Origin of the sequence: Stenotrophomonas sp. PD6, from assembly GCF_049199305.1 — a bacterium.
Taxonomy (GTDB): domain Bacteria; phylum Pseudomonadota; class Gammaproteobacteria; order Xanthomonadales; family Xanthomonadaceae; genus Stenotrophomonas.
In genome coordinates, this window is record NZ_JBLZQD010000003.1 from 1 (window position 1) to 22,424 (window position 22,424).

The window sequence follows — 22,424 nt, forward strand, 5'->3', positions numbered from 1 at the left end:
GGCAACGTTTCGCTTGCTTTAAAACAATTGATATGTTGCTTGATCAAACGTCTGCAAGATGGACATACATCCTTCCTGCAGGCGCCTTCACAAGATACCTGCGCATACTGTCAAAGAACTTGGGAGTTGGCCTCAGCGCCTTCCTCCGTGTGCCCCGACGTTTCCGTCGTTGCGAGCCGCCCATTATAGCCGGCTTTTCCGCTTCGTCAACACCCTTTTTCGAGGGCCGCCTCACCGAAGTGGACGTTGTTGCCGATGCTGCTTCGTCGTGCGACCCGGAGGTCTTTTCGTCGAAGCGAGCCGCCTATTATGTCAGGCTTTTCGTTTCCGTCAACACCTTCGTTTGAAGGATGTTGCCGCCGCTTTGGCTTGGTGTTCACCGGGGTGAAGACCGCGTCGCAGCGAGGGAGCGAATACTAAAGACTTCTCAGAATTCGTCAAGACTTTTCTGAAAGTTTTCATCGCTGCGTCATCCACACGTGCTTCGGCAACACCGCGAATGCGCAGCACGCGCGTTGCGCGTGCTGCGCAGGGCTGCCAACAATGCAGGTTCTTGTCATCAGGGAAGCATGCGTCATGTCTGCGGTTGCCAAGCGTTCGTTGTTGCGCGATCTCTCATTGCCCGCCGTGGTCGCAGGCTTCATTACGGTGCTGGTGGGCTTCGCCAGCTCTGCGGTGATCGTGTTCCAGGCCGCGCAGGCTGTCGGTGCAACGCAGGCGCAGATCGCGTCATGGATGTGGGCGCTGGGTCTGGGCATGGGCGTGACGTGTATTGGCCTGTCACTGCGCTACCGCATGCCGGTCGTGACTGCATGGTCGACGCCGGGTGCGGCAATGCTGGTGGTCGGTTCCGGCGCGGTGGCCTACAGCGACGCCATCGGGGCATTCGTCCTTGCCGCGGTGCTGGGCATGTTGGCTGGCTTCTCCGGCGTGTTCGCCAAGGTGATGCGCCGCGTGCCGATGGCGCTGGCCGCCGGCATGCTGGCCGGCGTGCTGCTGCGCTTCGGGCTGGATGTGTTCGTCTCCATGGGGACGCAGCTGGGCATGGCGCTGGCGATGTTCGCCACCTGGCTGGTGGGACGCCGGTTGTTCCCACGCTATGCGGTGATCGCCACGCTGCTGGTCGGGGTGGGCGTTGCCGCCTCCCAGGGCCTGCTGCATGCCGAGCAGCTGCGGGTGGAACTGGCGATGCCGGTGTTCACCTGGCCCACCCTGTCCTGGCCGGCGGTGTTCGGCATCGCCCTGCCCCTGTTCGTGGTCACCATGGCCTCGCAGAACATTCCGGGCGTGGCGGTGATCCGTGCGTCGGGATACGACACGCCTATCTCTCCCGTCATCGGCTGGATCGGGGTGGTCAATACGGTGTTGGCGCCGTTTGGCGCCTATGGCCTCAACCTGGCGGCGATCACGGCGGCGATCTGCATGGGGCGCGAGGCACATGAGGATCCGGCCCGGCGTTACACCGCCGCGGTGGCCGCCGGCGCCTTCTATATGGTGGTGGGCCTGTTCGGCGCCACGGTGGCGGCGGTGTTCGCCGCCTTCCCCAAGGAACTGGTGGCCTGCGTGGCCGGTATCGCGTTGTTCGGCACGATCGCCAACAGCCTTGCGATGGCGCTGCGCGAGGAGGCCGACCGCGAGGCCGCCCTGGTCACCTTTCTGGTGACCGCCTCGGGCCTGTCGCTGGCCGGGATCGGCTCGGCGTTCTGGGGCCTGGTGGCCGGCGGCATCTGCCTGGTGGCGTTACGACCGCGCGCGCCCGCCGTTCCCTGAGTCCTGCGGGGCTTACAAAGGCAGGATGCGGAAGGTCTGCACCAGGCTGTGCCGCGCGCCGGGCGCCAGGGTGACCACATCGGGGCCGGCGTTGGCCGCCTCCAGGCAGACGTAGTGCTTCCAGCCGGCGCCGACGTCGGCCATCTTCGCCGCGCCGGCTTCGCCCGGGTTCCAGGCCACCAGCGAGCGGCTGCCCTGGGTGGTGATCTCGATGCTGCGCTTCAGGCCCGGGTCCTTCAGTACATAGCGACCGCCGGCCTGGGTATAGATGCGGTCGCTACGGCCCGGGTCCCGCGGGTCGTTGAGCGACCAGTCGCCCTGCTGGATGCGCGGGGTGGCGTAGTTCTCGAACTTGTCGAGGTAGCTCAGGCCGTCCAGGCCGGACACGCTGACCCGCATGGCGTCGCTGACCCGGAAGTAGTTGTGCAGGGCCTGGGTGAAGGTGACCGGCTGACGCCCGGTGTTTTCGGTGGTCAGCCGCTGCTCGAGGGTGTGGCCGATGCGCAGCTGCATGCTCAGGCGCAGGTCCAGGTTCTCCAGGGTGGGCGGCGCCAGCGTCAGCACCACGGTGCCGTCGGCCTCGCGCTGCGCGCTCTGCAGGGTCCACGGCAGGTTGCGCACGAAGCCGTGCGAGGGCACGTCACCGCCCTGCCCCTGCTTGCCGAAGTACGGCCAGCACACCGGGCTGCCGCCCCGGATGGGGGTCGGCAGCGCCTGGGCGGTGGGCGACAGCCACAGGACGTCCTGGCCGCCCTTGGGAATGAAGGACAGCAGCTGCCCGCCGAAGACCGAGATGGCCGCGCTGGCCAGCGGCGTTTCCACCTTCCAGGCCGGGAAGCCCTGGATGTCGACGATGCTCAGCCCCTCCAGCTTCGGCAGCGCGGCGCTGGGTGCGGCCGGGGACTGCACCAGCTGGGCATGGTTGGGCGGCAGGGAGAACACGGTGCTGTCGGGCATGGCGGTGGTGGGCTTTGGAAGAGGGGGCGCGCTGCGCAGGGCGGTCAGGATGCGTTGGCCGGCACGGCCGTCCGGGGTGGGCCAGCCCAGCGCCTGCTGTTCGACCTGGATGGCGCGACGGGTGGCGGTGCCGACCATGCCATCGGCGACGCCGATGTCGTGGCCCCGGGCCAGCAGCAGGGTCTGCAGCTCACGCCGCTCGGTGCGGCCGATGCCGGGATCGTCGGTCGGCCAGGCCGCGACGATGCCCGGCCCGCCGCGCAGGCGGTCGGCCAGGGTGGCGATCGCCAGCGCATAACTCTCGGCGGCGTTGTAGGCGTAGATCGCGTCGTAGTTGCGGAACACCAGCCAAGCCGGGCCCTTGGCACCCGTCGGCAGCAGCAGGGCGGCATTGGCGTCGGAGGGCAGGCCGGCCGGGGCCAGCGCGCCGCCACCCACCGGAACGATGCCGAGCGCGCGCCAGTCGGCCAGCGGCTTGCGCTGGGTGCGCCCGGCCAGGCTGGCGTTGAAGCCGGCTGGCAGCTTCACCTCGATGCCCCACGGCTGGCCGGTGCGCCAGCCGGCCTGCTTCAGATAATTGGCGGTGGAGGCCAGTGCGTCGGGGATGCTGGCGACCAGATCGCGGCGCCCATCGCCGTCGCCATCCACCGCGATGCGGGCATAGGTGGACGGCATGAACTGGGTGTGGCCGAACGCCCCGGCCCAGGAGCCGGTGAGCCCGTCGGCGCTCAGGTCGCCGGCGTCGAGCAGCTTGAGCAGGGCCAGCAGCTCGCCACGGAAGAACGCCTGGCGGCGGCCGTTGCAGGACAGGGTCGAAAGCGACTGCAGCAGCGGGCGCTTGCCGAAGACCCGGCCGTAATCACTTTCCACGCCCCAGACGGCGACGATGGTGGCGGGATCGACCCCGTACTGCGCGGAAACGCGGTCCAGCAGATCGCGATGCTGGAGCAGTCGCGCGCGGCCGTCATCCACCCGCTGGGTGTCGACCAGCGCGGCCAGGTAGTCCCACAGCGGGGTGGTGAACTCCGGCTGCGCATCCAGCAGCGGCAGCACGCTCAGATCAGGCGTCAGGCCTGCGGTGAGCCGGGTGAAGCCGGCGGCGCTGACGCCCTGCTTGAGCGCGAGCGGCTGCAGTGTGGCCAGGCAGCGGTCGAAGTCGTCCTGCGGTGCGGCGACGGCCGCGCCGCTGGCCAATGTCAGCGCGCCCAGCAGCCCGACGGAAATGAACCTCATTGGCATGGATCCCTGCAGCCAAGTGGATCTGCATCATAGCGGCAAGCCGCGCGGTTCAGGCCGGTTGCAGCAGGCGCAGTCCGAATGCCGGTGACGGGGCATTCCACTGCATGCGCACGCGCAGGCCCGCCTGGGCGACGAGTGCAGCGAACGAGGCGTCGGTGTATTTGTGGCTGTATTCGACCGTCATCGCCTCGCCTTCGGCGAAATCGAATGCGCGCCCGGCGACGTGCACGCGCTGGGCGGCGCGGCTGACCAGCTCGGTTTCGATGCGCAGGCGCGGCACGCTGTAACGGGCGCGGTGCTCGAAGCCCTCGAGGTCGAAGTCGCTGCCGATTTCGCGGTTGAGCCGGCGCAGCAGATTAACGGTGAACGCCGCAGTGACCCCGGCCGCATCGTTGTAGGCGGCCTCGATCAGCGCCGGGTCCTTGTGCAGGTCGATGCCGATCAAGGCCAGGCCGTTGGGCCCCATGGTCTGGCGCATGACATCCAGCAGCGCGACCGCATCGTCGTGGGCGAAGTTGCCGAGGGTGGAGCCGGGGAAGAACATCAGCCGCCGTGCCGGCTCATGCTGGGGCTCGGGCAGCGCCACCGGCCGGGTGAAGTCGGCGCAGACCGGCAGCATCTCGATGTCAGGCAGTGCCTCTGCCAGCCGGGCGACGCTGTCGAGCAGGGCCGCGCGCGAGATTTCGATCGGGGTGTAGGCCACCGGGTCGGCCAACGCATGCAGCAGCAGCTCGGTCTTGCGGCCGCTGCCGCTGCCCAGTTCCACCACATGCAGTCGCGGGCCCACGGCGCGCGCGATGTCCGCCGAGACCGACTGCAGCAGCTGCAGCTCGGTACGCGTGGGGTAGTACTCGGGCTGCCGGGTGATCTGTTCGAACAGCTGCGAGCCGCGAGCGTCGTAGAAATACTTGGAGGGCAGCTGCCGTGGCTGCTGGGACAGGCCGTGCAGGATGTCGGCGGTGATCCGGGCGCGGTCCGGCTGCAGGTCGGTCAACGCGTCGAGGGCATCACTGACGGTACTCATGCTGCGTCCTTTGCCAGGCGGATGCCGGCGAACTGCCAACGCGCCGACGGCGCGAAGAAATTGCGGTAGCTGGGGCGGATGTGGTCGGCCGGGGTGGCGCAGCTGCCCCCACGCAATATCCACTGGCCGCACATGAACTTGCCGTTGTATTCGCCGAGGTTGCCCTCGAACGTGCGGAAGCCGGGATAGGCGCCGTAGGCGCTGCTGGTCCATTCCCAGACATCGCCGAACAGCTGCAGGTGGCGGCCGGCGGCGCCGTTCTGTTGCACGGCGGCAGGATGCAGCCGGCCGCTGTCGGCGAAGTTGCCGTCCGCGGTGTACCCGGCCGTGGCTGCCTCCCACTCGAACTCGGTCGGCAGGCGCGCACCCGCCCAGCGGGCGTACGCATCGGCCTCGAAGTAGCTGAGATGGCACACCGGTGCATCCGGATCCAGCGCACGCCAGCCGGCCAGGGTGAACTCGCGCGCCAGCGCATCGTCCCAATACAGGGGATGCTGCCACTGCTCCTGCTGGCACAGGGTCCAACCTTCGCTCATCCAGTAGCCCGGCTCGCGATAGCCGCCCGCCTCGATGAAGGAGCGGTATTCGGCGTTGCTGACCGGTCGATTCGCCAGGGCATGCGCCGGCACCAGCACGCGGTGTACCGGGGACTCGTTGTCATAGGCGAACGCCGGATGGGCCGGCCACGCGGGCGCGCCGATCTCGATGATCTGCTCGGGGCTGTGGATCCACGCCAGCGGTGACGCGATACCGGCGTTGTGAGGCAGGTCGGCGTCGTACGCCGGCTGCAGCGGGTTGGACCACAGGGCGTGCTTGATATCGGTGAGCAGCAGTTCCTGGTGCTGCTGTTCGTGGTGCAGGCCCAGCAGCAGCTGCCGCTTCGCCTGTTCGTCCAGCGCATCGGCCTGCAGCAGCGCGAGCACGCGCTGGTCGACGTGGCGGCGGAACTGCAGCACCTCCTCCAGCGACGGGCGCGACAGCAGGCCACGCTGCGGACGCGCATGGGCGGGCCCGATGCTCTGGTAGTAGCTGTTGAACAGGTAATGCCAGTCGGCATTGAACGGGGCGTAGTCGGGCTGGGTGGCCAGCACGAAGCGTTCGAAGAACCAGCTGGTGTGGGCCAGGTGCCACTTGGCCGGGCTGGCGTCCGGCATGCTCTGCACCATCGCATCTTCGGCGCTGAGCGGTGCGGCGAGCGCCACGCTGCGCGCGCGCACGCGGGCATAGCGGGTGGCCAGCGCGGTGACGGCGGTGGGGGTGGCGGCAGGAGACGGGGCTACGACGGCGTTCATCGCGATCAGGATCGACGAGCCCCAGTGAGCGCGACGTCATGGCCCGGCTCACATCCTGTTACACCGCTCAAGTTGAATAGGCACTGGCCGTTACCGGGTAAGACCTTCGCCTGCGCGGTCGGGCCTGCACGACGCAGCCATGACGCGCCGGCCCGTTTTGTGGAACCGTCTTGCGGAATCACCTGTTACGCCAGCCCGGCCACTATCTGTTCCTGCTGCCCGCACTGCTGGTGGGCCTGCTGGTGTGGTCGGCCACGCTGGATGCCGAGGTCGGCAGTCCGGTACATCGCATCCTGCCGCTGGTGCTGACCTGCCTGGGCATGGGCCTGGCGCTGAGCTACACCCGCGTGCGTGCCGTGTGCCTGCTGCTGGCGATTGCCCTGGCCTTCGCGCTGCTGCATGGGCTGGTCGGCAATTTTCAGCACACCGGTGCGGTGTCGGCGTATACGCCGCTGCTGTTCCATGCGGTGTCGCTGTGGCTGCCGGTGGCGTTCCTGGCGTATGGCGTGTGGCCCGAGCGCGGGCGGCTGCGCCAGGACCTGCTGCTGCGCATCGCGCTGGGCGCAACAGGAGTGGGCGTGTTCGCACTGCTGGCGATGCAGGCGCCGCAGGGCATGCACGACCTGCTGTCGAACCGGCACTGGCCGTGGCTTCCTACCGGCTGGAGCGCATTGGCGCAGCTGCCGAGCCTGGCCTTCGTGGGTGCGGCGGCGGTGTTGACGGTACAGGCGGTGCGCACGCCGCGCCCCCTGCATACGGCGATGCTGGTCGCGCTGCTGGTGCTGTGGCTGATGCTGCCGCGCGCCTTCCGGGTGCCTTCGCTGCTGCCCGCACTGACCAGTGCAGCGTTGCTGCTGGTGATCGCGGCGATGCTGCAGGAGTCGTTCCACATGGCCTTCCGCGATGAGCTGACCGGGCTGCCGGGGCGCCGCGCCCTGAACGAATGCCTGCAGCGGGTGGGCAGCACGTACACGATTGCGATGGTCGATGTGGATCACTTCAAGGCGTTCAACGATACCCATGGCCACGACACCGGCGACGATGTGCTGAAGCTGGTGGCGGCGCGGCTGGCCACGGTAGGCGATGGGGGCCGGGCCTTCCGCTATGGCGGCGAGGAGTTCGCGCTGGTCTTCCTGGACCGGCCGGGCGCTGCCTGCGTGGACGCGATCGAGGCGATCCGGGCGGCGGTGGAAGGTGCGCGGCTGACCGTGCGCGACCGGGCCGCGCGCGCGCGCGACGACGCGGTCGGGCGCCTGCAGCGCGGTGCGGGGGGCGGCGGCACGGTGGTGCAGGTCACAGTGAGCATCGGCATGGCCGACAGCGGCGTGGGCGATACCCCGCAGGCGGTGATCAAGGCCGCCGACCGGGCGTTGTACGCGGCCAAGGATGCCGGCCGCAACTGCGTGCGCGCGCACGGCCAGCAGCGGGTGCTGGCGGTACGCGGTGGGATGGCTCAGGACAGCGCGTCGAGGTAGAACCAGCGGCCGTCCTCGCGGACGAAGCGGCTGTGCTCCTGCATCTTGACCGCGCTGCCGCCGCCGATCCGGTAGCGCGCGGTGAAGCGCACCTGGGCGTGATCGGCGTCGCTCAAGGTGTGTTCGTGCACGGTCAGGCCCAGCCAGCGCGTGCGCTGCCCGGCCGGTTCATCCAGCGACAGCGATTCGGGACGGGTGCTGGCATGCCAGCTTGCCAGCAGGTACTCCGGCAGCTGCTTCACATAGGCGCTGTAGCGCGAGCGCATCAGCGCCTCGGCGTCGGGCGCGGCTTCACCGGCATGGAAGCGGCCGCAGCACGCGCCATAGGCCATCGGGAGGCCACAGGGACAGGGATCAACATGGGTCATGGGCGTATTGTGCCGCGAGGAGGCGTATGCTGGCGCGCTTTCCGCCGCGATGCCCTGCCGTGTTCGAGCTGGTTCCCCCTGAGCTGTTGTGGTTGGTGGCGATCGCCTTCATCGCCGGTCTGGTCGACGCTGCGGTGGGTGGCGGCGGGCTGGTGCAGTTGCCCGGGTTGTTCACAGTGCTGCCGCAGCACACGCCCGCGATGCTGTTCGGCACCAACAAGTTCAGTTCGATGTTCGGCACCGCGGCAGCGGCGTTCCGCTATGCGCGCAATGTGCGCTTCCCCTGGCGGCCGGTGCTGTTCGCGGCGGCAACCGCCTTCGTGTTCTCGTTCGCGGGCGCAACGGCAGTCAGCCTGCTGCCCAAGGACGCGGTGCGACCGCTGGTGCTGGTGCTGCTGGTGGCGATGCTGGGCTACACGCTGTGGAAGAAGGACTTCGGCGCCCTGCACCGGCCGCGCGAGATCGGCCGCAAGGAGCTCGCCACGGCGCTGGCCATCGGCGCGGTGATCGGCTTCTACGACGGCTTCTTCGGCCCGGGTACCGGCAGCTTCCTGATCTTCCTGTTCGTGCGCTTCTTCGGGTTGGACTTCCTGCGCGCCTCGGCCGCCTCGAAGGTGGTGAACCTGGCGACCAACGTCGCGGCGATCTCGTTCTTCGTGCCGACCGGCAACATCCTGTGGCTGTTCGCGATTCCGATGGCCACGGCCAACATCATCGGCTCGGTGGTCGGCACCCGGCTGGCGCTGCGCGGCGGCACGCCGTTCATCCGCAAGCTGTTCGTGGGCCTGGTGGTGGTGCTGATCGCCCGGATGGGCTGGGACACGTTCGCCGGCTAGGCGACGTGCCCCGGGCCCTCGAGCCCTCGAGCCCGATCAGTCCTCGACCTCGACCTCGACCTCTGCCACGGCGCGGGTGCGCTCGGGCAGTTTGAGCCGCTTGCCTTCTTCGTCGTACTCGATCAGCAGCACACCGGAGTCATGCCGGCCGCTGATCTCGACGAAGCAGGCGCCACCGATGAAGGGCTCCAGCGTCATCACCGACTTCAGCGGGGTGGCCACCACCATCTGGAAGCCGAAGTTCTCGAAGATGTTCATCGCCAGGGCGGTGAACTCGTTGTCGGCCTTGTCGAACGCTTCGTCCAGCACCACGGCGGCATAACTGGGCAACTGGCTGTCGGCGCCGCCCAGCTGGTAGCGCAGCGCGGCCGCCAGGCAGGTGGTGGCCAGCTTCTGCCGCTGCCCACCGGACTTGCCGGCGCCGCTGCGGTATATCTCGACCTGCTGGCGGGTGGCGGCGTCCAGCTCGACGCCGATGAACTCCACATGCAGGCGCACGTCGAGCACGTTCTCGCGCCAGCGCCGGTCCTCGCCTTCCTGCGACCCCAGCCGCTTGACCAGCTCACGCAGCACGGCGAACTGGGTCTCGGCGACATCGCGCTCTTCGGTCTGGTGATGCGACAGCACTTCGCGCAGGTGCTGGTGGAACTCGAGCACTTCCGGCAGGCGCCGGTCGCTGAGTTCGATGGTCAGCAGCGTGCCGCGGTTGAAGGGCACCTGCTCCAGCGACGCATTGACCTCGTCCAGGCGCTGGCCGATCGACTTGCGCGCCTCGGCGCTGTGCCGCTGCAGGGCCAGCAGGTTGTTCTTGCTCTGGTTCTGCAGCAGGTCGAAGAAGCGTTCCTCATGCTGCGGCAGGCCATCACGCTCCAGCCGCTGCAGGCGGGCCAGGAAGTCGTCGGCCGACGCCACCGAGGCGGTGAAGTCGCCGGACTCTTCCGGCCACGCCTGCGCGAAGCGCCGGAAGCAGGCCACCAGCTGGGTCTCGACCCGGTGCACGTCCTGCTGGGACGACGCCAGGCTCTCGTTGATGCCCTTGCTGATCTCGCGCATGTGCGATTCGAGCGTTTCCAGGCTGAGCCCGCCGAAGGCGTCCAGGCGTTTCTTGAGCCCGGCCTCCTGCGTGGCGCCCAGTGCCGGCAGCACCAGCGCACGGCTGCGCTGACGCTGGGCATCGAGCTTGTCGCGTTCGCGCGAGAGCTGGATGAGCTCCACGCGGGTGTCTTCGTAGGTGCGCCGCGCCTGGACGATGTCCGCGCGGGCCTGGTCGATCTGCTGCGCCAGGCGGGCCAGGTCGGCATTGCCCTCGCGCAGCTCGCGCAATGCGGTGACAATGTCCTGCAGGCGCTGGACCGTCGTGGCGACGTCCACCTCTTCCCACACCACGTTCACCAGCTGGTGGCAGGCCAGGCGACGCTCGTTGTCGAGGTCGCGCTGGCCACGCAGCCGCACCACGTCTTCGTCGCAGGCCGCGATGCGTTGCGCCAGTTCCTGCGCCTCGCGGCGGAACAGCGCCAGCTTTTCCTGGTTGTTGAAGCCCAGCAGCCAACGGCGACGGTCGCCGATCGCGCTGCGGTCATCCTTCTCGAAGCGGTCACCGGGATGCTTGACCTGGCCTTCGCGCGAGATGCCGCGTTCGACGTCGCGCAGCTGCTTGGCATCCACGCACTCGTAGTCGAAGCGCTTGCCCAGCTCGCGGCGCAGCCACGGCTCGAACACGCTGTTGCGCAGCTCCAGCTTGTGAAGCAGCGAACGTGCCGACGGCGAACGCGCGATCGCGTCATCGTTGCGGCGCACGCGGTAGTAGGTCAGCCGCATGCCAAGCTGGGTGCGATTCACCCAGGCGTTGACCTCGTTGTAGTGCTTATCTTCGACCAGCAGCGATTGCGCGAAGCCGAACAGCACGCGCTCGATGGCGCCCTGCCAGGCGGCCTGGTCCTCGTGGACCTGGATCAACTCGCCCACGAACGGCAGCGCCGCCTCGGGCACGCCGGTCTCTTCGGCCATCCGGCTGCGCAGCTTCTGCAGCGGCGCAGGAATGCTGGAAGGGTTGCGCTCCATCGCCTCCAGTTCCGCGCGGACATCGGCGAAACGGCGCGTATCGTCCTGCTTGCCGGCCTGGCGCTCGGCAATCGCATCGTCGAGCGCTGCCGCCGCCTGCTGGCGGTTGTCGAGTTCGCCTTGGGCGCGCCCGATCAGCGCGGCGAAGCCATGGGCATCCTCGGGAAGTTCGTTCTGCAGCTTTGCCGCCGCCTGGCGGGCCTGCTCGCGCTTGGACTGCCGGCGATCCTGCTCTGCCTGGGCACGCCCCTGTTCGCGTTCGAGTTCTTCGATGCGCTCGCCGCCCTGCTGGCGCCGCTGCAGCTCCAGCTCGGCCAGGTGCTCCTCATGGTTGCCCAGGGCCTGCCGGCGCTGGGCTTCTTCGCCCTGCAGCCCGCGGTTGCGTACGTCGATTTCCTGCAGCCGCTTCTCCAGCAACAGCTGCAGGCGCGATTCGCGGAAGCTGTCCAGGCCCAGCTTCAGGGTCTCTTCGTCGGCACGCTGAAGGTTCATCGACTTCAGCTCGGCGTGCAGCGCGCGCGCCGGCAACAGCGTCTCGACCTGCAGCCGCGCGGTGACCACGGACTTGTGCGCGCCATCCAGTTCCGCGAAATCGCTGACCAGCCGTTCGGCGGCATCGAAGGTCTTGGGCGTATCCAGCATGAAATCGCGCAGGAAGACGTTCAGGTCGCCCAGGTTCTTGGCCGACTGCGTCTTGTGAAGCAGGCGCAGCGCCATTTCATTGTCGATGCCCAGCAGGTGGCGGAAGCGCTCGGCATAGCCGGTGAAGCTGTCGAAATGGTGCACGTCGCCCAAGCGCTGCTTGAGCTTGCGCAGATCCAGATCGAAGCCGCCCAGGTCCTTGGCGATATCGAAGGGCCGCTCGGCGATCAGGTAGTGCTTGCGCACGTCGGCCGCCGCCGCGCCGTTGCCGGCGATCCAGAACAGCCGCACCAGGCTGACCACACGGCCATCGCCGGCGCGGTACTCCAGCACCACGGCGGTCCAGGTCGCGCCCTTGCGCAGGTACTGGGTGGCGATCTCGCCGGTGCCGCGGTCCTGCTGGTCGGCCCATGCGCCGCGCACGTACGACACCAGGTTGCGGTCGCGCCCGCTGCGTTCGGCTTCGCGCGCGGCCGCGTTGAAGTCGACGATGGACGGCGGCACCAGCATGGCCGACATGGCGTCGAGCAGGGTCGACTTGCCCGAGCCGGAACGGCCGACGAACAGGAAGCCGCGCTCGGCGATCGGCACTTCGGTCAGGCCGTTGAAGGTGCCCCAGTTATGGACCTGCAGGCGCCGCATGCGGAACTGCTGCTGGCGCGGATCCGGCAGCCCTTCGGTAAACAGGGCGGGAGTGTTCTTGGAGATGGCCATGCGTTGTCGGTCGTTCCGTTCAGGCGTTGGCAGCGGGGGTGTCGCGCAGCTGGCGGTACACCGACGAGAGTGCGGAGACATCTTCGGCGGAGAACAGCAGCTTCAGTGCGGGCGACACTTCGTGCCGGTCTTCCTGGCCCGCCAGGCGGGTCAGGATGTGGTTCTCTTTCATCTTCTGCACGGCAGACGCGACGCGGCGATTGAAGCCGGCGCGGTCGGTGGAGAGGTTCTTCTCATAGATGGCCAGGGCTTCGGCCATCTCGGTGTCGGCCACGACGGCGCGGTTGCCGCGCGCGTCCGCCTCGGCCAACTGCTGGCGCAGGTACAGCAGCAGCACCGAGTCGATGAAGGTCAGCGGCGAGCTGCGCAGCAGCACCGGCGCTTCGACATCTTCGGTGTCGGCCTGGCGGGTGAAGGCCACGCCGCTGTCGCGGTCCAGCACCAGTTCCAGGAACAGGTCGGCCAGCGAGGAGCGGATGGCCGCCTCGTTGCGGATCAGGGCCGGCCACAGCTTGGCGTGGCGCGTCTGGTCGATGCTGGGGCCGATCAACAGCTGGCACAGCGCGCGGCGCCCATCCAGCGGCAGGCGCCCGGTGTCGCCCAGGTAGTACACATCGTTGTTCCGCCGCGGCAGCGGCGTGACCACGACCGGCTCGTCGTCCAGCTCGTGTGCGGCGCCGTCGACCGGCGGGGCCTCGTTGGAATCTTCATGCCAGCTCATGGCGTTTCTCCTGGGTGAACCAAACCAACGGAATACGGGCCCGCCGCCACTGTCCATCGCCGCCGCGCCAATGCGCGGTTTCCTGTTCGCCTTCCACCACCGTGCCATGGCGCGTGCCCAGCGACAGGTAGCCGATCACGCTGCCTAGTCCCTGCGGCGCTTCGCGCTGCGACAGGGCCTGGGCGATGCTCAGCTTCGGTTGAATGGCCAGCAGGTCGTGCAGGTCGCGGCGCAGCGTGCGGAAGTCGATCTCCGACGAGGCCACCAGATCACCAACGCTTTCCAGCGAGATGCTGGCGGCATCGTTGCGCTGCACGCTGCCATCGACATGGGCGCTGCGTGGATCGTGCAGCTTCCACTGCGACCACGAGCGCAGGCGGCTGGTGGTCAACTGCAGGTCACGGCCGATGGGACGCTGCGCGGTGAATTCATCACGCAGCGCCAATGCCTCGGACTGCGCCTGCTTGAGCAGCTGGTTGAGCCGGCGCTGTTCCAGATAGCCACGGCTCTGCACGAAGCCGCGCAGGCTGCGGGCGAAGTGCTGCAGGACGTCGTGAACCTGGCCGCCGCGGTCGAGCATGGTGCCGGTGAAGCCGCGCAGGAAGGCGCGCTCGTCGCGGTCCAGCTTGCGGGCGAAACCGCGCGCGAGCACGGTCTCCAGCGCCGCATCCAGCTGGGCGCTCTGTTCGGCGTCGTTGAGCAGCCGCCAGAACGCCTGGAAGCTGCGCCCGGCGTCGCTGTCGCCGATCACGTCCACGCCCTCGAACAGCCGGGACAGCACGTCGCCGCGCTCGCTCTCGTCGTCGATGATGCGTTCGCGGAACTCGCGGTTGAGCCGTTCGAAGTCGTCGCGGACGCGGCGGAAGTCTTCGGTGAGGTCGTCGGCCAGGCCGATGATCTGCCGCGCCCGCTCCAGCGCGCGCTTGCCGTCCAGGGTTACCACACGGCCCACGCCGACCCGCGCGATCTCCGCGTCGATGCGGTCGCGCTCGTCGCGCAGCGCCGACAGGCGGGCGTCAGGGTCCGATTCGGTCTGCGCGGCCAGCTGCGAGAGCTGCTCGATGACCAGCGCCAGCCGGCTTTCGGTAGCCGCCACGCGGCTCTGCTCCAGGCTGTCGGCGAAACGGATCGCCTGCAGCGCCTGGGTGGAGAGCTCGTACTGCTCCTGGTCGGCGCCCTCGGGCAGGCGCCGCTCCAGCCAGCCCTGCGCCAGCCAATGGGCGATGTAGGCCTGCGCGGTGCGCGGCAGCTCGCGCGACAGCTCGTCGCCGTTGAGCTGGTCCAACGCGCGCTGCAGCCGTTCGTGCAGCGCTGCCGCCGGCAGGGTGCGCTCGCCGTCCATCAGCAGGCTCTGCAGCAGACCGATGATCTCCGGGGCGTTGGCGGCCGCCAGCAGCTTCCACTGCGGCTGTTCGCGCAGGGCGCGGTAACGGGTGATGCGTTCGCGGTGCTTCATGCAGCCAGGACATCCGGATAGACGCCGCGCGGCCAGGCGCCGCGCAGCGGGAGGGGCATGGGCCCGGCACAGGCGTACCGGGCGCGCGAGGGTCTCAGCGCTTGCCGCCCACTTCGATGAAACGCAGGAACTCGGCGCGGGTGCGGGCATCTTCGCGGAAGCTGCCCAGCATCTTGGAGGTGACCATGCTCACGCCACGCTTGTGGATGCCGCGGGTGGTCATGCACTCGTGCGCACCTTCCACCACCACGCCCACGCCGATCGGCTGCAGCACGTCCTGAATGCACTGGGCGATCTGTGCGGTCATCTTTTCCTGGACCTGGAAGCGGCGGGCATAGGCCTCGACCACGCGGGCCAGCTTGCTGATGCCCACCACCTTGCCGGCCGGCAGGTAGCCGACGTGGACGCGGCCGATGATCGGCGCCATGTGGTGTTCGCAGTGGCTTTCGTACTCGATGTCGCGCAGCACGATCAGTTCGTCGTAGCCGGCCACTTCCTCGAAGGTGCGCTCCATGTAGGCGCGCGGGTCGTCGCGGTAGCCGCTGAACCAGTCGCCATACGCTTCGGCGACGCGCCGCGGGGTGTCCAGCAGGCCTTCACGGGTGGGATCTTCACCGGCCCAGCGCAGCAGGGTGCGCACGGCCGATTCGGCCTCGTCCTGGGTCACCGGGGTCGCGTCGTTGTCTTGTTTGCTCATTACATACAGCACCCGAAGGGGGGCGAGCATCGTACCCGACAGACCCCCCGGGCGTCCCCCGGCGTTGTGCTGCGGTTGGGCCGGGGTATTGATAGGAGAGAAATTAGTAGTATCCTATCTATCTGCCATGAAACGCTCCCTCGACGAACGCACCCAGCTGGAGATGCAGCTCAGCTCCGGCCTGCTCCACTCAGGGCGGCAATGGCAGCGCTTGGCCGACCAGGCCTTGGGCAGCTACGGCATTTCGGCCGCCTGCACCATGCCGCTGCTGCTGATCGGCCGCGCCGGCGGGGGTATCCGCCAAGTCACGCTGGCCCAGCAGCTGGGCATGGAAGGCCCCTCGCTGGTGCGCCTGCTGGACAAGCTGTCGGCCAGCGAGCTGGTCCGCCGCGAATGCGACGCCAGCGACCGCCGCGCCAACCTGCTGTGGCTGACCGACAAGGGCGAGGCCCTGGTCAGCGAGCTGGAGGCCCAGTTGATCGGCCTGCGCCAGGACGTGTTCGGCGAGCTGTCCACCGAGGAACTGCGCACGGTCCTGAAGCTCTGGAAGCTGCTGGCCGAGGCGTCCGACCGCGTGACGTAAGCCGCTGCCCTGCCCCACCTCCCGGTGTTGTCCCGCGACGCCGTGGCCTTCCCCTTTCCGCTCCCCTGCGAACTTCCTGCCCCGATGTACGGTGAATTCAGTCTCTACGGTGTGTTCGTCCCGACCCTGCTCGGGCTGATGCTGCTGGCCTACCTGCTCAACAGCGGGCTGCGCCTGGTCCTGCAGCGCACCGGCGCCTACCGCCACATCTGGCACCCCGCCCTGTTCAACCTGGCCCTGTACATGATCGTGCTCGGCGGGTTGTTTTCCCTGATGCGTTGGATGCAATCGTGAACAAGATCCTCAAGCACACCTTCCCGGTCGTCCTGACCGTGGTTGCCGTCATTGCCGCGCTGCTGGTGCTGCGCCACCTATGGTCGTACTACATGGACGAGCCGTGGACGCGCGACGCGCACGTCAGCGCCGACGTGGTCCAGGTCGCCCCGGACGTGTCCGGGCTGGTGGAAGCGGTGAAGGTGGCCGACAACCAGCCGGTGAAGCGTGGCGAGGTGCTGTTCGTGGTCGACCGCGCGCGCTACCAGATCGCCCTGGAGCAGGCCCAGGCGGCGCTTGGCGAACGCCGCGCCACGCTCGAGCAGCTGCGCCGCGAGATCGCCCGCGACCGCAGCCTGCAGGACCTGGTGGCCGCCGAGGACGCCGAAGTGCGCCGGGCCAAGCTGCAGGCCGCACAGGCCTCCATGGCCACGGCGCAGGCCGCGGTGGACCTGGCCAAACTCAACCTGGCCCGCACCGAGGTGCGCAGCCCCAGCGACGGCCACGTCAACGACCGCACCGTGCGCGCCGGCGACTACGTCACCGCCGGCCGCCCGGTGATGGCGGTGCTGGACACCGGCTCGTTCCGGGTCGATGGCTACTTCGAAGAGACCCGCCTGCGCGGCGTGCATGCCGGCCAGAAGGTCGACATCCGCCTGATGGGCGAGGCACAGCCGCTGCAGGGGCATGTGCAGAGCATCGCCGCCGGCATTGAGGACCGCTACCGCAGCGAAGGCTCCAGCCTGCTGCCGAACGTGACCCCGGCCTTCGACTGGGTGCGGCTGGCACAGCGCATTCCGGTGCGCATCCATATCGACCGCGTGCCCGAGGGCGTGAACCTGATCGCCGGGCGCACCGCCACGGTCACGATCGAACCGGACACCGCCACGACCACGCCGGCGCAACCGGCACGGGCGGCGCTGTGAACCGCCCGGCCCTGCAGCGCGTCGCCGTCGCACTGGCGCTGACCGCCAGCCTGGCCGCCTGCCGCACGGTCGGCCCCGACTACGCGGTACCGGCCGGCGCGGCGTTCCAGCGGCCGGAGGCCAATGCGGCCTTCATCGACACCGCCAACCCGCAGGTGGCGCCGGGCGCCGAGCTGCCGGCCCGCTGGTGGGAGCTGTACCAGGACGCCACGCTCAACGGGCTGGTGGAACAGGCGCTGCGCGACAATGTGGAACTCAAGGTCGCCGACGCCAACCTGCGCCGCGCCGCCGCCGTGTACGAGCAGGCGCTGGACGCCGGTGGCTTCGAATACGAGGCCGAGGCCGGGGTGAGCCGGGCGCAGCTGTCGGCAGAGTCGTTCCTGCTGGAACACGAGCTGCCGCCGATCAACCTGGCCGAGGGCAAGTTCGCGGTCTCCTACCAGTTCGACCTGTTCGGCAAACTCAAGCGCGCCTCCGAGGCCGCGCGTGCCGATGAGCAGTCGGTGGCGGCCGCCATGGACCTGGCACGGGTCTCGCTGGTCGCCCAGGTCGCCGGCAGCTATGTGGAGATCTGCCACGCCAACCACGAACTGCACGTGGCCGAGCATTCCCTGCAGCTGCAGCAGCGCAGCCGCGAGGTCACCCAGCGGCTGATCGACGCCGGCCGTGGCACGCCGCCGGAACTGGCGCGCGCCAATGCCCAGGTGGCGATGCTGGAAGCGGCGCTGCCGCCGCTGCATGCGCAGCGCCAGGCCTCCGAATACCAGCTGGCCGCCCTGCTCGGCCGCACCCCGGGCCAGTTGCCCGCCGGCGTGGATGCCTGCAGCCAGGCCCCGACCCTGGCCCAGCCGCTGCCGGTGGGCGATGGCCGCGCACTCCTGCAGCGCCGCCCCGACATCCGCCAGGCCGAGCGCAAGCTCGCCGCCGCCACCGCACGCATCGGCGTGGCCACCGCCGAGCTCTACCCGGACATCCGGCTGGGCGCCTCGCTCGGGGCGGCCGGGCTGCTGGCCGATTTCGGCGAGCCGCTGACCCAGCAGTGGTCGTTCGGTCCGCTGATCTCGTGGACGCTGCCGTCCTCGGGCACCCATGCGCGCATCCACGCCACCGAAGCCGGCGCCGATGCCGCGCTGGCCGAGTTCGACCACAGCGTGCTGCAGGCGCTGCGCGAGACCCAGACCGCGCTGAGCCGCTACGCGCACGACCTGCAACGGCTGCAGTCGCTGCAGCAGGCGCAGGCCCAGGCTTCGCTCGCCGCCGGTCAGAACCGCCGGCTGTACCAGGGCGGGCGCACGCCGTACCTGTCCAGCCTGGACGCGGACCGCACCCTGGTCTCGGCCGATGCCACGCTGGCGCAGCAGCAGGCGCAGGTGTCGCGCGACCAGATCCAGCTGTTCCTGGTACTCGGCGGCGGCTGGAATGCCGATGCCGTGGCCGCGCATGAATAACCGCACGCCCACGCTGCTGCTCGACCGCCAGGCCTGGCTGTTCTCGGTAAAAACCTTCCTGGCCGCGCTCGCCGCGCTGTACATCGGCCTGGCCGGCAACCTCTCACGCCCGTACTGGGCGATGGCGACCGTCTACATCGTCACCCAGCCCATGCTGGGCCCCACCCGGGCCAAGGGCGTGTACCGCATCGTCGGCACGCTCATTGCCGGCGCGGCCACGCTGTGGATGCTGCCGCACCTGGTGGAGACCCCGCTGCTGCTGAGCGCGGCGATGTCGCTGTGGCTGTCGGCCTGCCTGTTCATCGCCCTGCTCAACCGCGGCCCGCGCGGCTATGCCTTCCTGCTGGCCGGCTATACCACCGCCTTCATCGGCTTCCCCGCCGTGACCTCGCCGGACACCATCTTCGACACGGTGGTGGCGCGCAGCGAGGAGATCATCCTCGGCACGGTGGTGGCGGTGCTGTTCGCCTCGCTGTTCTTCCCCACATCGGTGCGGCCGATGCTGCGCGCACGGATCGGCAGCTGGATGGGCGATGCGGCGCAGTGGTGCCGGCAGATCCTGCTGCGCGGCCAGGCGCACGGCCCGCGCAACCGGCTGGCGGCCGACCTGGTGCAGTTCGAGGCGCTGATCGAATTCCTGCGCCGCGACGATCCGCGCCATGCCGGCGCGGCGGTGTCGATGGAAAGGCTGCGCGAACGCATGCTGCTGATGCTGCCGGTGCTGTCGTCCATCGCCGACCGGCTGGGCGCGCTGCGCACCGGCGGGCGCGCGCTGCCGCCGGGGCTTGAGCCGCTGGTGGAGGACATCGCGGCGTGGCTGGAACACCCGGGGCGCTCCAGCGCTGGCGAATACGCCGCGCTGCGCGGGCGCATCCTGGCACTGAAGCCGGCGGTGGACGGCGAGCTGGACCACCTGCTGCTGGTCACCCTGCTGCTGCGCCTGGAAGAGCTGGTGGACCTGTGGCAGGACTGCGCCACCCTGCACGAGGCGATCGAACACGGCAGTGCGCCCCGCGACACCGCCCACTACCGCATCGCCGCCACCCGCAAGACCGACGCCCGCCACGTGGACTACGGCATGGCGCTGTTCTCGGCGGCCAGTGCCGGGGTGGCGTTGATGACGTACTGCGCGCTGTGGATCGGGCTCGGCTGGGAAGGCGGCGGCAACGGCGCGATGATGGCGGCGGTGGCGGCGGCGTTCTTCGCCGCGCAGGACGATCCCGCGCCGAGCATGCTGTCCTTCCTGCTGTGGGCGTTCGTGGCCAGCCTGGTGGCCGGCGTCTACCTGTTCGGGGTGTTCCCCGCCGTGCACGACTTCGGCAGCCTGGCCCTGGTGCTGGCGGTGATCTTCCTGCCGCTGGGCCTGCTGCTGCACCGCCCGCAGACCGCGCTCATCGGCTTGCCGTTGACGGTCAACCTGGTGGCCCTGCTCAACGTGCAGAACACCTACAGCGCCAACATCCAGAGCTTCATCAACTCGGCCGTGGCGATGTTCATCGGAATTGGCTTTGCGGTGGTGATGACCCGCCTGTTCCGCTCGGTGGGTGCCGAATGGACCGCGCGGCGGTTGGTGCGCCAGGGCTGGACCACGCTGGCCGAGGCCGCTGAAGGGCATGGCCAGCAGGACCGCCAGCAGTTCGCCGCGCGCATGCTGGATCTGCTGGGCCTGCTTGCACCGCGCCTGGCTGCGACCCCGCAGGGCAGCGACATCGCCTCGGTGGACATGCTCACCGAGGCACGCATTGGCTTGAACATCCTGCAGCTGCGCCGCGCGCGGCACGGGTTGCCGGTGGCCAGTTCGCAGGCGATCGACGCGATCCTGGACGAGGTGGCCGCGCACTACCGCGCCCAGGTGGCGCAGCGCCGGCCGCTGCCCGCGCCGCCGGCATTGCAGGCCAAGCTGGACGCCTCGCTGAAGCGGGTGCAGACGGTGGACGCCAGCAAGGCGCGCGACGAGGCGTTGATGGGCGTGCTGGGGCTGCGCTATGGGCTGTTCCCCGAGCACGCGCCGGTAGCGGAGGCGTCCGCAGCGGCAACGCTGCAGCCGACAGCGTGAGCGAAGGCGGCGTTGCGCCGCCTTGATTGAACGCGACAAGCGCGTGCAACCGTGCGCGCGATGGCCGTGGTGCGCCGTGGCTATACAGCAGGTGCACCCGCACCGATGCGGTCCGTGGTGCCTGCCCACGGAGAACGCATATGCCTCTCGATGATCTGCACCCGGTGCACAGCCTCGGCCTGGCACTGCCGCGCACTCCGCAGCGCCGCTGCGCGCCGCGCCTGTTCCGGATGGAGCAGCTGGGCCTGACCCCGGCGTTCCTCGACCTGCTGGCCGACCAGGCCGACCACCTGCCTTGGGACACCTGGGATGTAGCGCGGCGGCGCCGGCAGATGCTGGAGCGCTACCGCAGCATCCTGGATACCACCCAGCGCGCGCTGCTGGACGCCTGCGCCGGCGATGCCGCCGACCCGTCGTGGGAGGCGTTGCTGGGCGCGCTGCCGTGCGTGCTGCGCGAGGCGCTGCTGCGGTTCCGTCCCCACCGCCGGCGCAGCCTGCGCAAGTACCGGCTGAGCCGCCATGCGACCCGCTGCTGGCAGGTGCAGCCGCTGGCCGACACGCGTTTCGAACAGCCTGCCGTGGACGGGCGCACCCCGGTACGCGACTTCGCCGCGATGCCGCTGGCGCTGACCTACCACCCGGACATGCTGCGCTTCGTCAGTGGCATCGCCGAAACCATCCACGGCCAGTGCGGTGCCAGCGCGCTGGAGATGGCGGTGCACCAGATGCTGACCCTGGCCGACGGCGACAGCGCGGTCGACCCGGCGCCGGAAGGACTGCACCAGGACGGCGCGGACTACATCGTCTCGGCACTGGTCATCCGCCGCCGTGGCGTGCTGGGCGGAACCTCGCGGGTGCTGCGCGGCACCGCCGGCCCCGTGCTGCTGGAACGCGAGCTGCAGGAAGGCGAAGGCATCTTCCAGCCCGATGCAGGCTCGCCGCTCTGGCATGAGGTTTCCCCCATCCGAGTGGCCGCCGCAGGCCATCCCGGCCAGCGCATGATCCTGGGCATCGACGCCCATGTGCTCGCGGAGGCGCGGGTATGAAGGCGCGGGTCGCACGACCCGCGGCGAGCGGCGGCGGGCCCCGACGGCGGCCAGCTTCCGCCTGGCGCGGGCGGATGCTGAAGCTGGTGCACCTGGTGGCGGAGCAGGCGCTGCCGCTGACCATTGCCGGGGTGTCGTTCGTGATCGCGCTGGACGCGTGGCTGTCGGCGCGCCCGGTGCTGTGGGAGCAGCAGCGCGCGCTGGCCTCGGTATCGATCGCCACCGAACTGGAGCATCGCGCCGACGGCGGTGTCGACAGCCGCAACACCATCACCATCACCAACGTGGGCGAGCTCAGCTTCGCCGTCCTCGATGTGCAGATCGGCATGGCCACCGAAGACGGCGTGCAGGCGGCGTGGCTGCAGAATTCGCTGCTGCGCGAATCGATCGTGCCGTTGCCGATCGGGCTGCGCCCGTTCCACCTCGAGCCGGCGCGCGACGGTGCCAGCGCGCGCTATGCATTCGACGACAGCCATTCGGGCTGGCATGCGGTGGACCCGGGCCGCGCGGTGGAGCTGGTGTTCGTGCAGCCGCTGCACGGCGAGGGCCACCTGGATATCAGCGTGGAGGTGTTCGCCCAGCCGCTGCGGATGGCCGCACTGGCCGAGCAGATCACCACCGAGCGGGTGATTGCCGGGCACCGCCGCCACGTGTTTCCCGAATCCGGCGATGGCGAGGTGTCGGACCTGGGCGTGTTCCCGTACACCGCCTCCAGCGTGGTGGTGGTGCCGGCCGAGCCGGTGCACGTCGCGCGTGCGGCGCCGCCGACGCGGCTGCGCGCGAAACGCCGGAACGACACGGCAACACCCTGAAACAACGCGCCGCATCGCACCGACGCCG

The 22,424-nt window shown here is 69.3% G+C and carries 19 protein-coding genes; 11 read left to right on the top strand and 8 right to left on the bottom strand.

The genetic code is table 11. The features are described from left to right. Both ACOZHM_RS05800 and ACOZHM_RS05805 read left to right on the top strand, forming a co-directional pair. A partial coding sequence (locus tag ACOZHM_RS05800; RefSeq protein ID WP_421568121.1) for a hypothetical protein occupies window positions 1-347 on the top strand: 347 nt, incomplete at its 5' end. 229 nt (window positions 348-576) lie between these two features. After that, on the top strand, window positions 577-1,770 hold the full coding sequence (locus tag ACOZHM_RS05805; RefSeq protein ID WP_421568122.1) for a benzoate/H(+) symporter BenE family transporter: 1,194 nt from the start codon (window positions 577-579) through the stop codon (window positions 1,768-1,770). Window positions 1,771-1,782: 12 nt separating this feature from the next. Here the strand turns inward: ACOZHM_RS05805 and ACOZHM_RS05810 are convergent, their stop codons facing one another. Genes ACOZHM_RS05810 through egtB form a run of 3 tightly spaced genes read right to left on the bottom strand, consistent with a single transcriptional unit; the run spans window position 1,783 to window position 6,282 of the window. After that, window positions 1,783-3,960 carry a lytic murein transglycosylase gene (locus ACOZHM_RS05810; RefSeq protein WP_421568123.1) on the bottom strand — a complete coding sequence of 726 codons (2,178 nt, stop codon included), beginning with the start codon at window positions 3,958-3,960 and terminating at the stop codon, window positions 1,783-1,785. Window positions 3,961-4,015: 55 nt separating this feature from the next. Beyond that, a complete protein-coding gene (egtD, locus tag ACOZHM_RS05815) occupies window positions 4,016-4,990 on the bottom strand; it encodes an L-histidine N(alpha)-methyltransferase (RefSeq protein WP_421568124.1) in 975 nt (324 codons plus the stop codon). Beyond that, the gene (gene egtB / locus ACOZHM_RS05820; RefSeq protein ID WP_421568125.1) at window positions 4,987-6,282 is read right to left on the bottom strand and encodes an ergothioneine biosynthesis protein EgtB; all 1,296 of its coding nucleotides are present in this window, start codon (window positions 6,280-6,282) and stop codon (window positions 4,987-4,989) included. Before egtB ends, egtD begins: the two co-directional genes overlap by 4 nt. A 170-nt stretch (window positions 6,283-6,452) precedes the next feature. Between egtB and ACOZHM_RS05825 the strand changes: the two genes are divergently transcribed. Continuing rightward, a complete protein-coding gene (locus ACOZHM_RS05825) occupies window positions 6,453-7,757 on the top strand; it encodes a GGDEF domain-containing protein (protein WP_421568126.1) in 1,305 nt (434 codons plus the stop codon). On the opposite strand, the gene ACOZHM_RS05830 is transcribed toward ACOZHM_RS05825, so the two are convergent. Beyond that, window positions 7,736-8,125 (bottom strand): YchJ family metal-binding protein, encoded by a 390-nt coding sequence (locus ACOZHM_RS05830; protein ID WP_421568127.1) that lies wholly within the window; start codon window positions 8,123-8,125, stop codon window positions 7,736-7,738. The genes ACOZHM_RS05825 and ACOZHM_RS05830 overlap by 22 nt on opposite strands. Before the next feature lie 59 nt (window positions 8,126-8,184). Here ACOZHM_RS05830 and ACOZHM_RS05835 point away from each other — a divergent pair, with 59 nt between their 5' ends. Continuing rightward, window positions 8,185-8,961, top strand: coding sequence for a sulfite exporter TauE/SafE family protein (locus ACOZHM_RS05835; RefSeq protein ID WP_421568129.1), 777 nt, complete (start codon window positions 8,185-8,187; stop codon window positions 8,959-8,961). A gap of 36 nt (window positions 8,962-8,997) precedes the next feature. On the opposite strand, the gene ACOZHM_RS05840 is transcribed toward ACOZHM_RS05835, so the two are convergent. The 4 genes from ACOZHM_RS05840 to folE all read right to left on the bottom strand — a co-directional run bounded on the left by ACOZHM_RS05840 (window position 8,998) and on the right by folE (window position 15,252). Beyond that, complete coding sequence (locus ACOZHM_RS05840; protein WP_421568130.1) at window positions 8,998-12,378, bottom strand: ATP-binding protein; 3,381 nt, start codon at window positions 12,376-12,378, stop codon at window positions 8,998-9,000. A 19-nt stretch (window positions 12,379-12,397) separates the two neighbouring features. Continuing rightward, window positions 12,398-13,099, bottom strand: a complete 702-nt coding sequence (locus tag ACOZHM_RS05845) for a DUF4194 domain-containing protein (protein WP_421568132.1) — start codon at window positions 13,097-13,099, stop codon at window positions 12,398-12,400. Then, window positions 13,086-14,555 (bottom strand): DUF3375 domain-containing protein, encoded by a 1,470-nt coding sequence (locus ACOZHM_RS05850; RefSeq protein ID WP_421568133.1) that lies wholly within the window; start codon window positions 14,553-14,555, stop codon window positions 13,086-13,088. The genes ACOZHM_RS05845 and ACOZHM_RS05850 overlap by 14 nt, the downstream gene beginning before the upstream one ends. Before the next feature lie 94 nt (window positions 14,556-14,649). Then, complete coding sequence (gene folE, locus ACOZHM_RS05855; protein ID WP_421568135.1) at window positions 14,650-15,252, bottom strand: GTP cyclohydrolase I FolE; 603 nt, start codon at window positions 15,250-15,252, stop codon at window positions 14,650-14,652. Between the two features lie 127 nt (window positions 15,253-15,379). On the opposite strand from folE, the gene ACOZHM_RS05860 reads away from it, so the two are divergent. The 7 genes from ACOZHM_RS05860 (at window position 15,380) to ACOZHM_RS05890 (ending at window position 22,396) form a co-directional block, all read left to right on the top strand. Continuing rightward, the gene (locus ACOZHM_RS05860; protein ID WP_421568136.1) at window positions 15,380-15,835 is read left to right on the top strand and encodes a MarR family winged helix-turn-helix transcriptional regulator; all 456 of its coding nucleotides are present in this window, start codon (window positions 15,380-15,382) and stop codon (window positions 15,833-15,835) included. An 84-nt stretch (window positions 15,836-15,919) separates the two neighbouring features. Continuing rightward, on the top strand, window positions 15,920-16,129 hold the full coding sequence (locus tag ACOZHM_RS05865) for a DUF1656 domain-containing protein (protein ID WP_421568137.1): 210 nt from the start codon (window positions 15,920-15,922) through the stop codon (window positions 16,127-16,129). Continuing rightward, entirely contained in the window at window positions 16,126-17,034 is a 909-nt protein-coding gene (locus ACOZHM_RS05870; protein ID WP_421568139.1) for an efflux RND transporter periplasmic adaptor subunit, read from the top strand. The genes ACOZHM_RS05865 and ACOZHM_RS05870 overlap by 4 nt, the downstream gene beginning before the upstream one ends. Beyond that, the gene (locus tag ACOZHM_RS05875) at window positions 17,031-18,482 is read left to right on the top strand and encodes an efflux transporter outer membrane subunit (RefSeq protein ID WP_421568140.1); all 1,452 of its coding nucleotides are present in this window, start codon (window positions 17,031-17,033) and stop codon (window positions 18,480-18,482) included. The genes ACOZHM_RS05870 and ACOZHM_RS05875 overlap by 4 nt, the downstream gene beginning before the upstream one ends. Continuing rightward, window positions 18,475-20,538, top strand: a complete 2,064-nt coding sequence (locus ACOZHM_RS05880; RefSeq protein WP_421568141.1) for an FUSC family protein — start codon at window positions 18,475-18,477, stop codon at window positions 20,536-20,538. The genes ACOZHM_RS05875 and ACOZHM_RS05880 overlap by 8 nt, the downstream gene beginning before the upstream one ends. Before the next feature lie 140 nt (window positions 20,539-20,678). Beyond that, a complete protein-coding gene (locus ACOZHM_RS05885) occupies window positions 20,679-21,584 on the top strand; it encodes a 2OG-Fe dioxygenase family protein (RefSeq protein ID WP_421568143.1) in 906 nt (301 codons plus the stop codon). 74 nt (window positions 21,585-21,658) lie between these two features. Then, on the top strand, window positions 21,659-22,396 hold the full coding sequence (locus tag ACOZHM_RS05890) for a hypothetical protein (RefSeq protein WP_421568144.1): 738 nt from the start codon (window positions 21,659-21,661) through the stop codon (window positions 22,394-22,396). The last annotated feature ends 28 nt before the right edge of the window (window positions 22,397-22,424 follow it).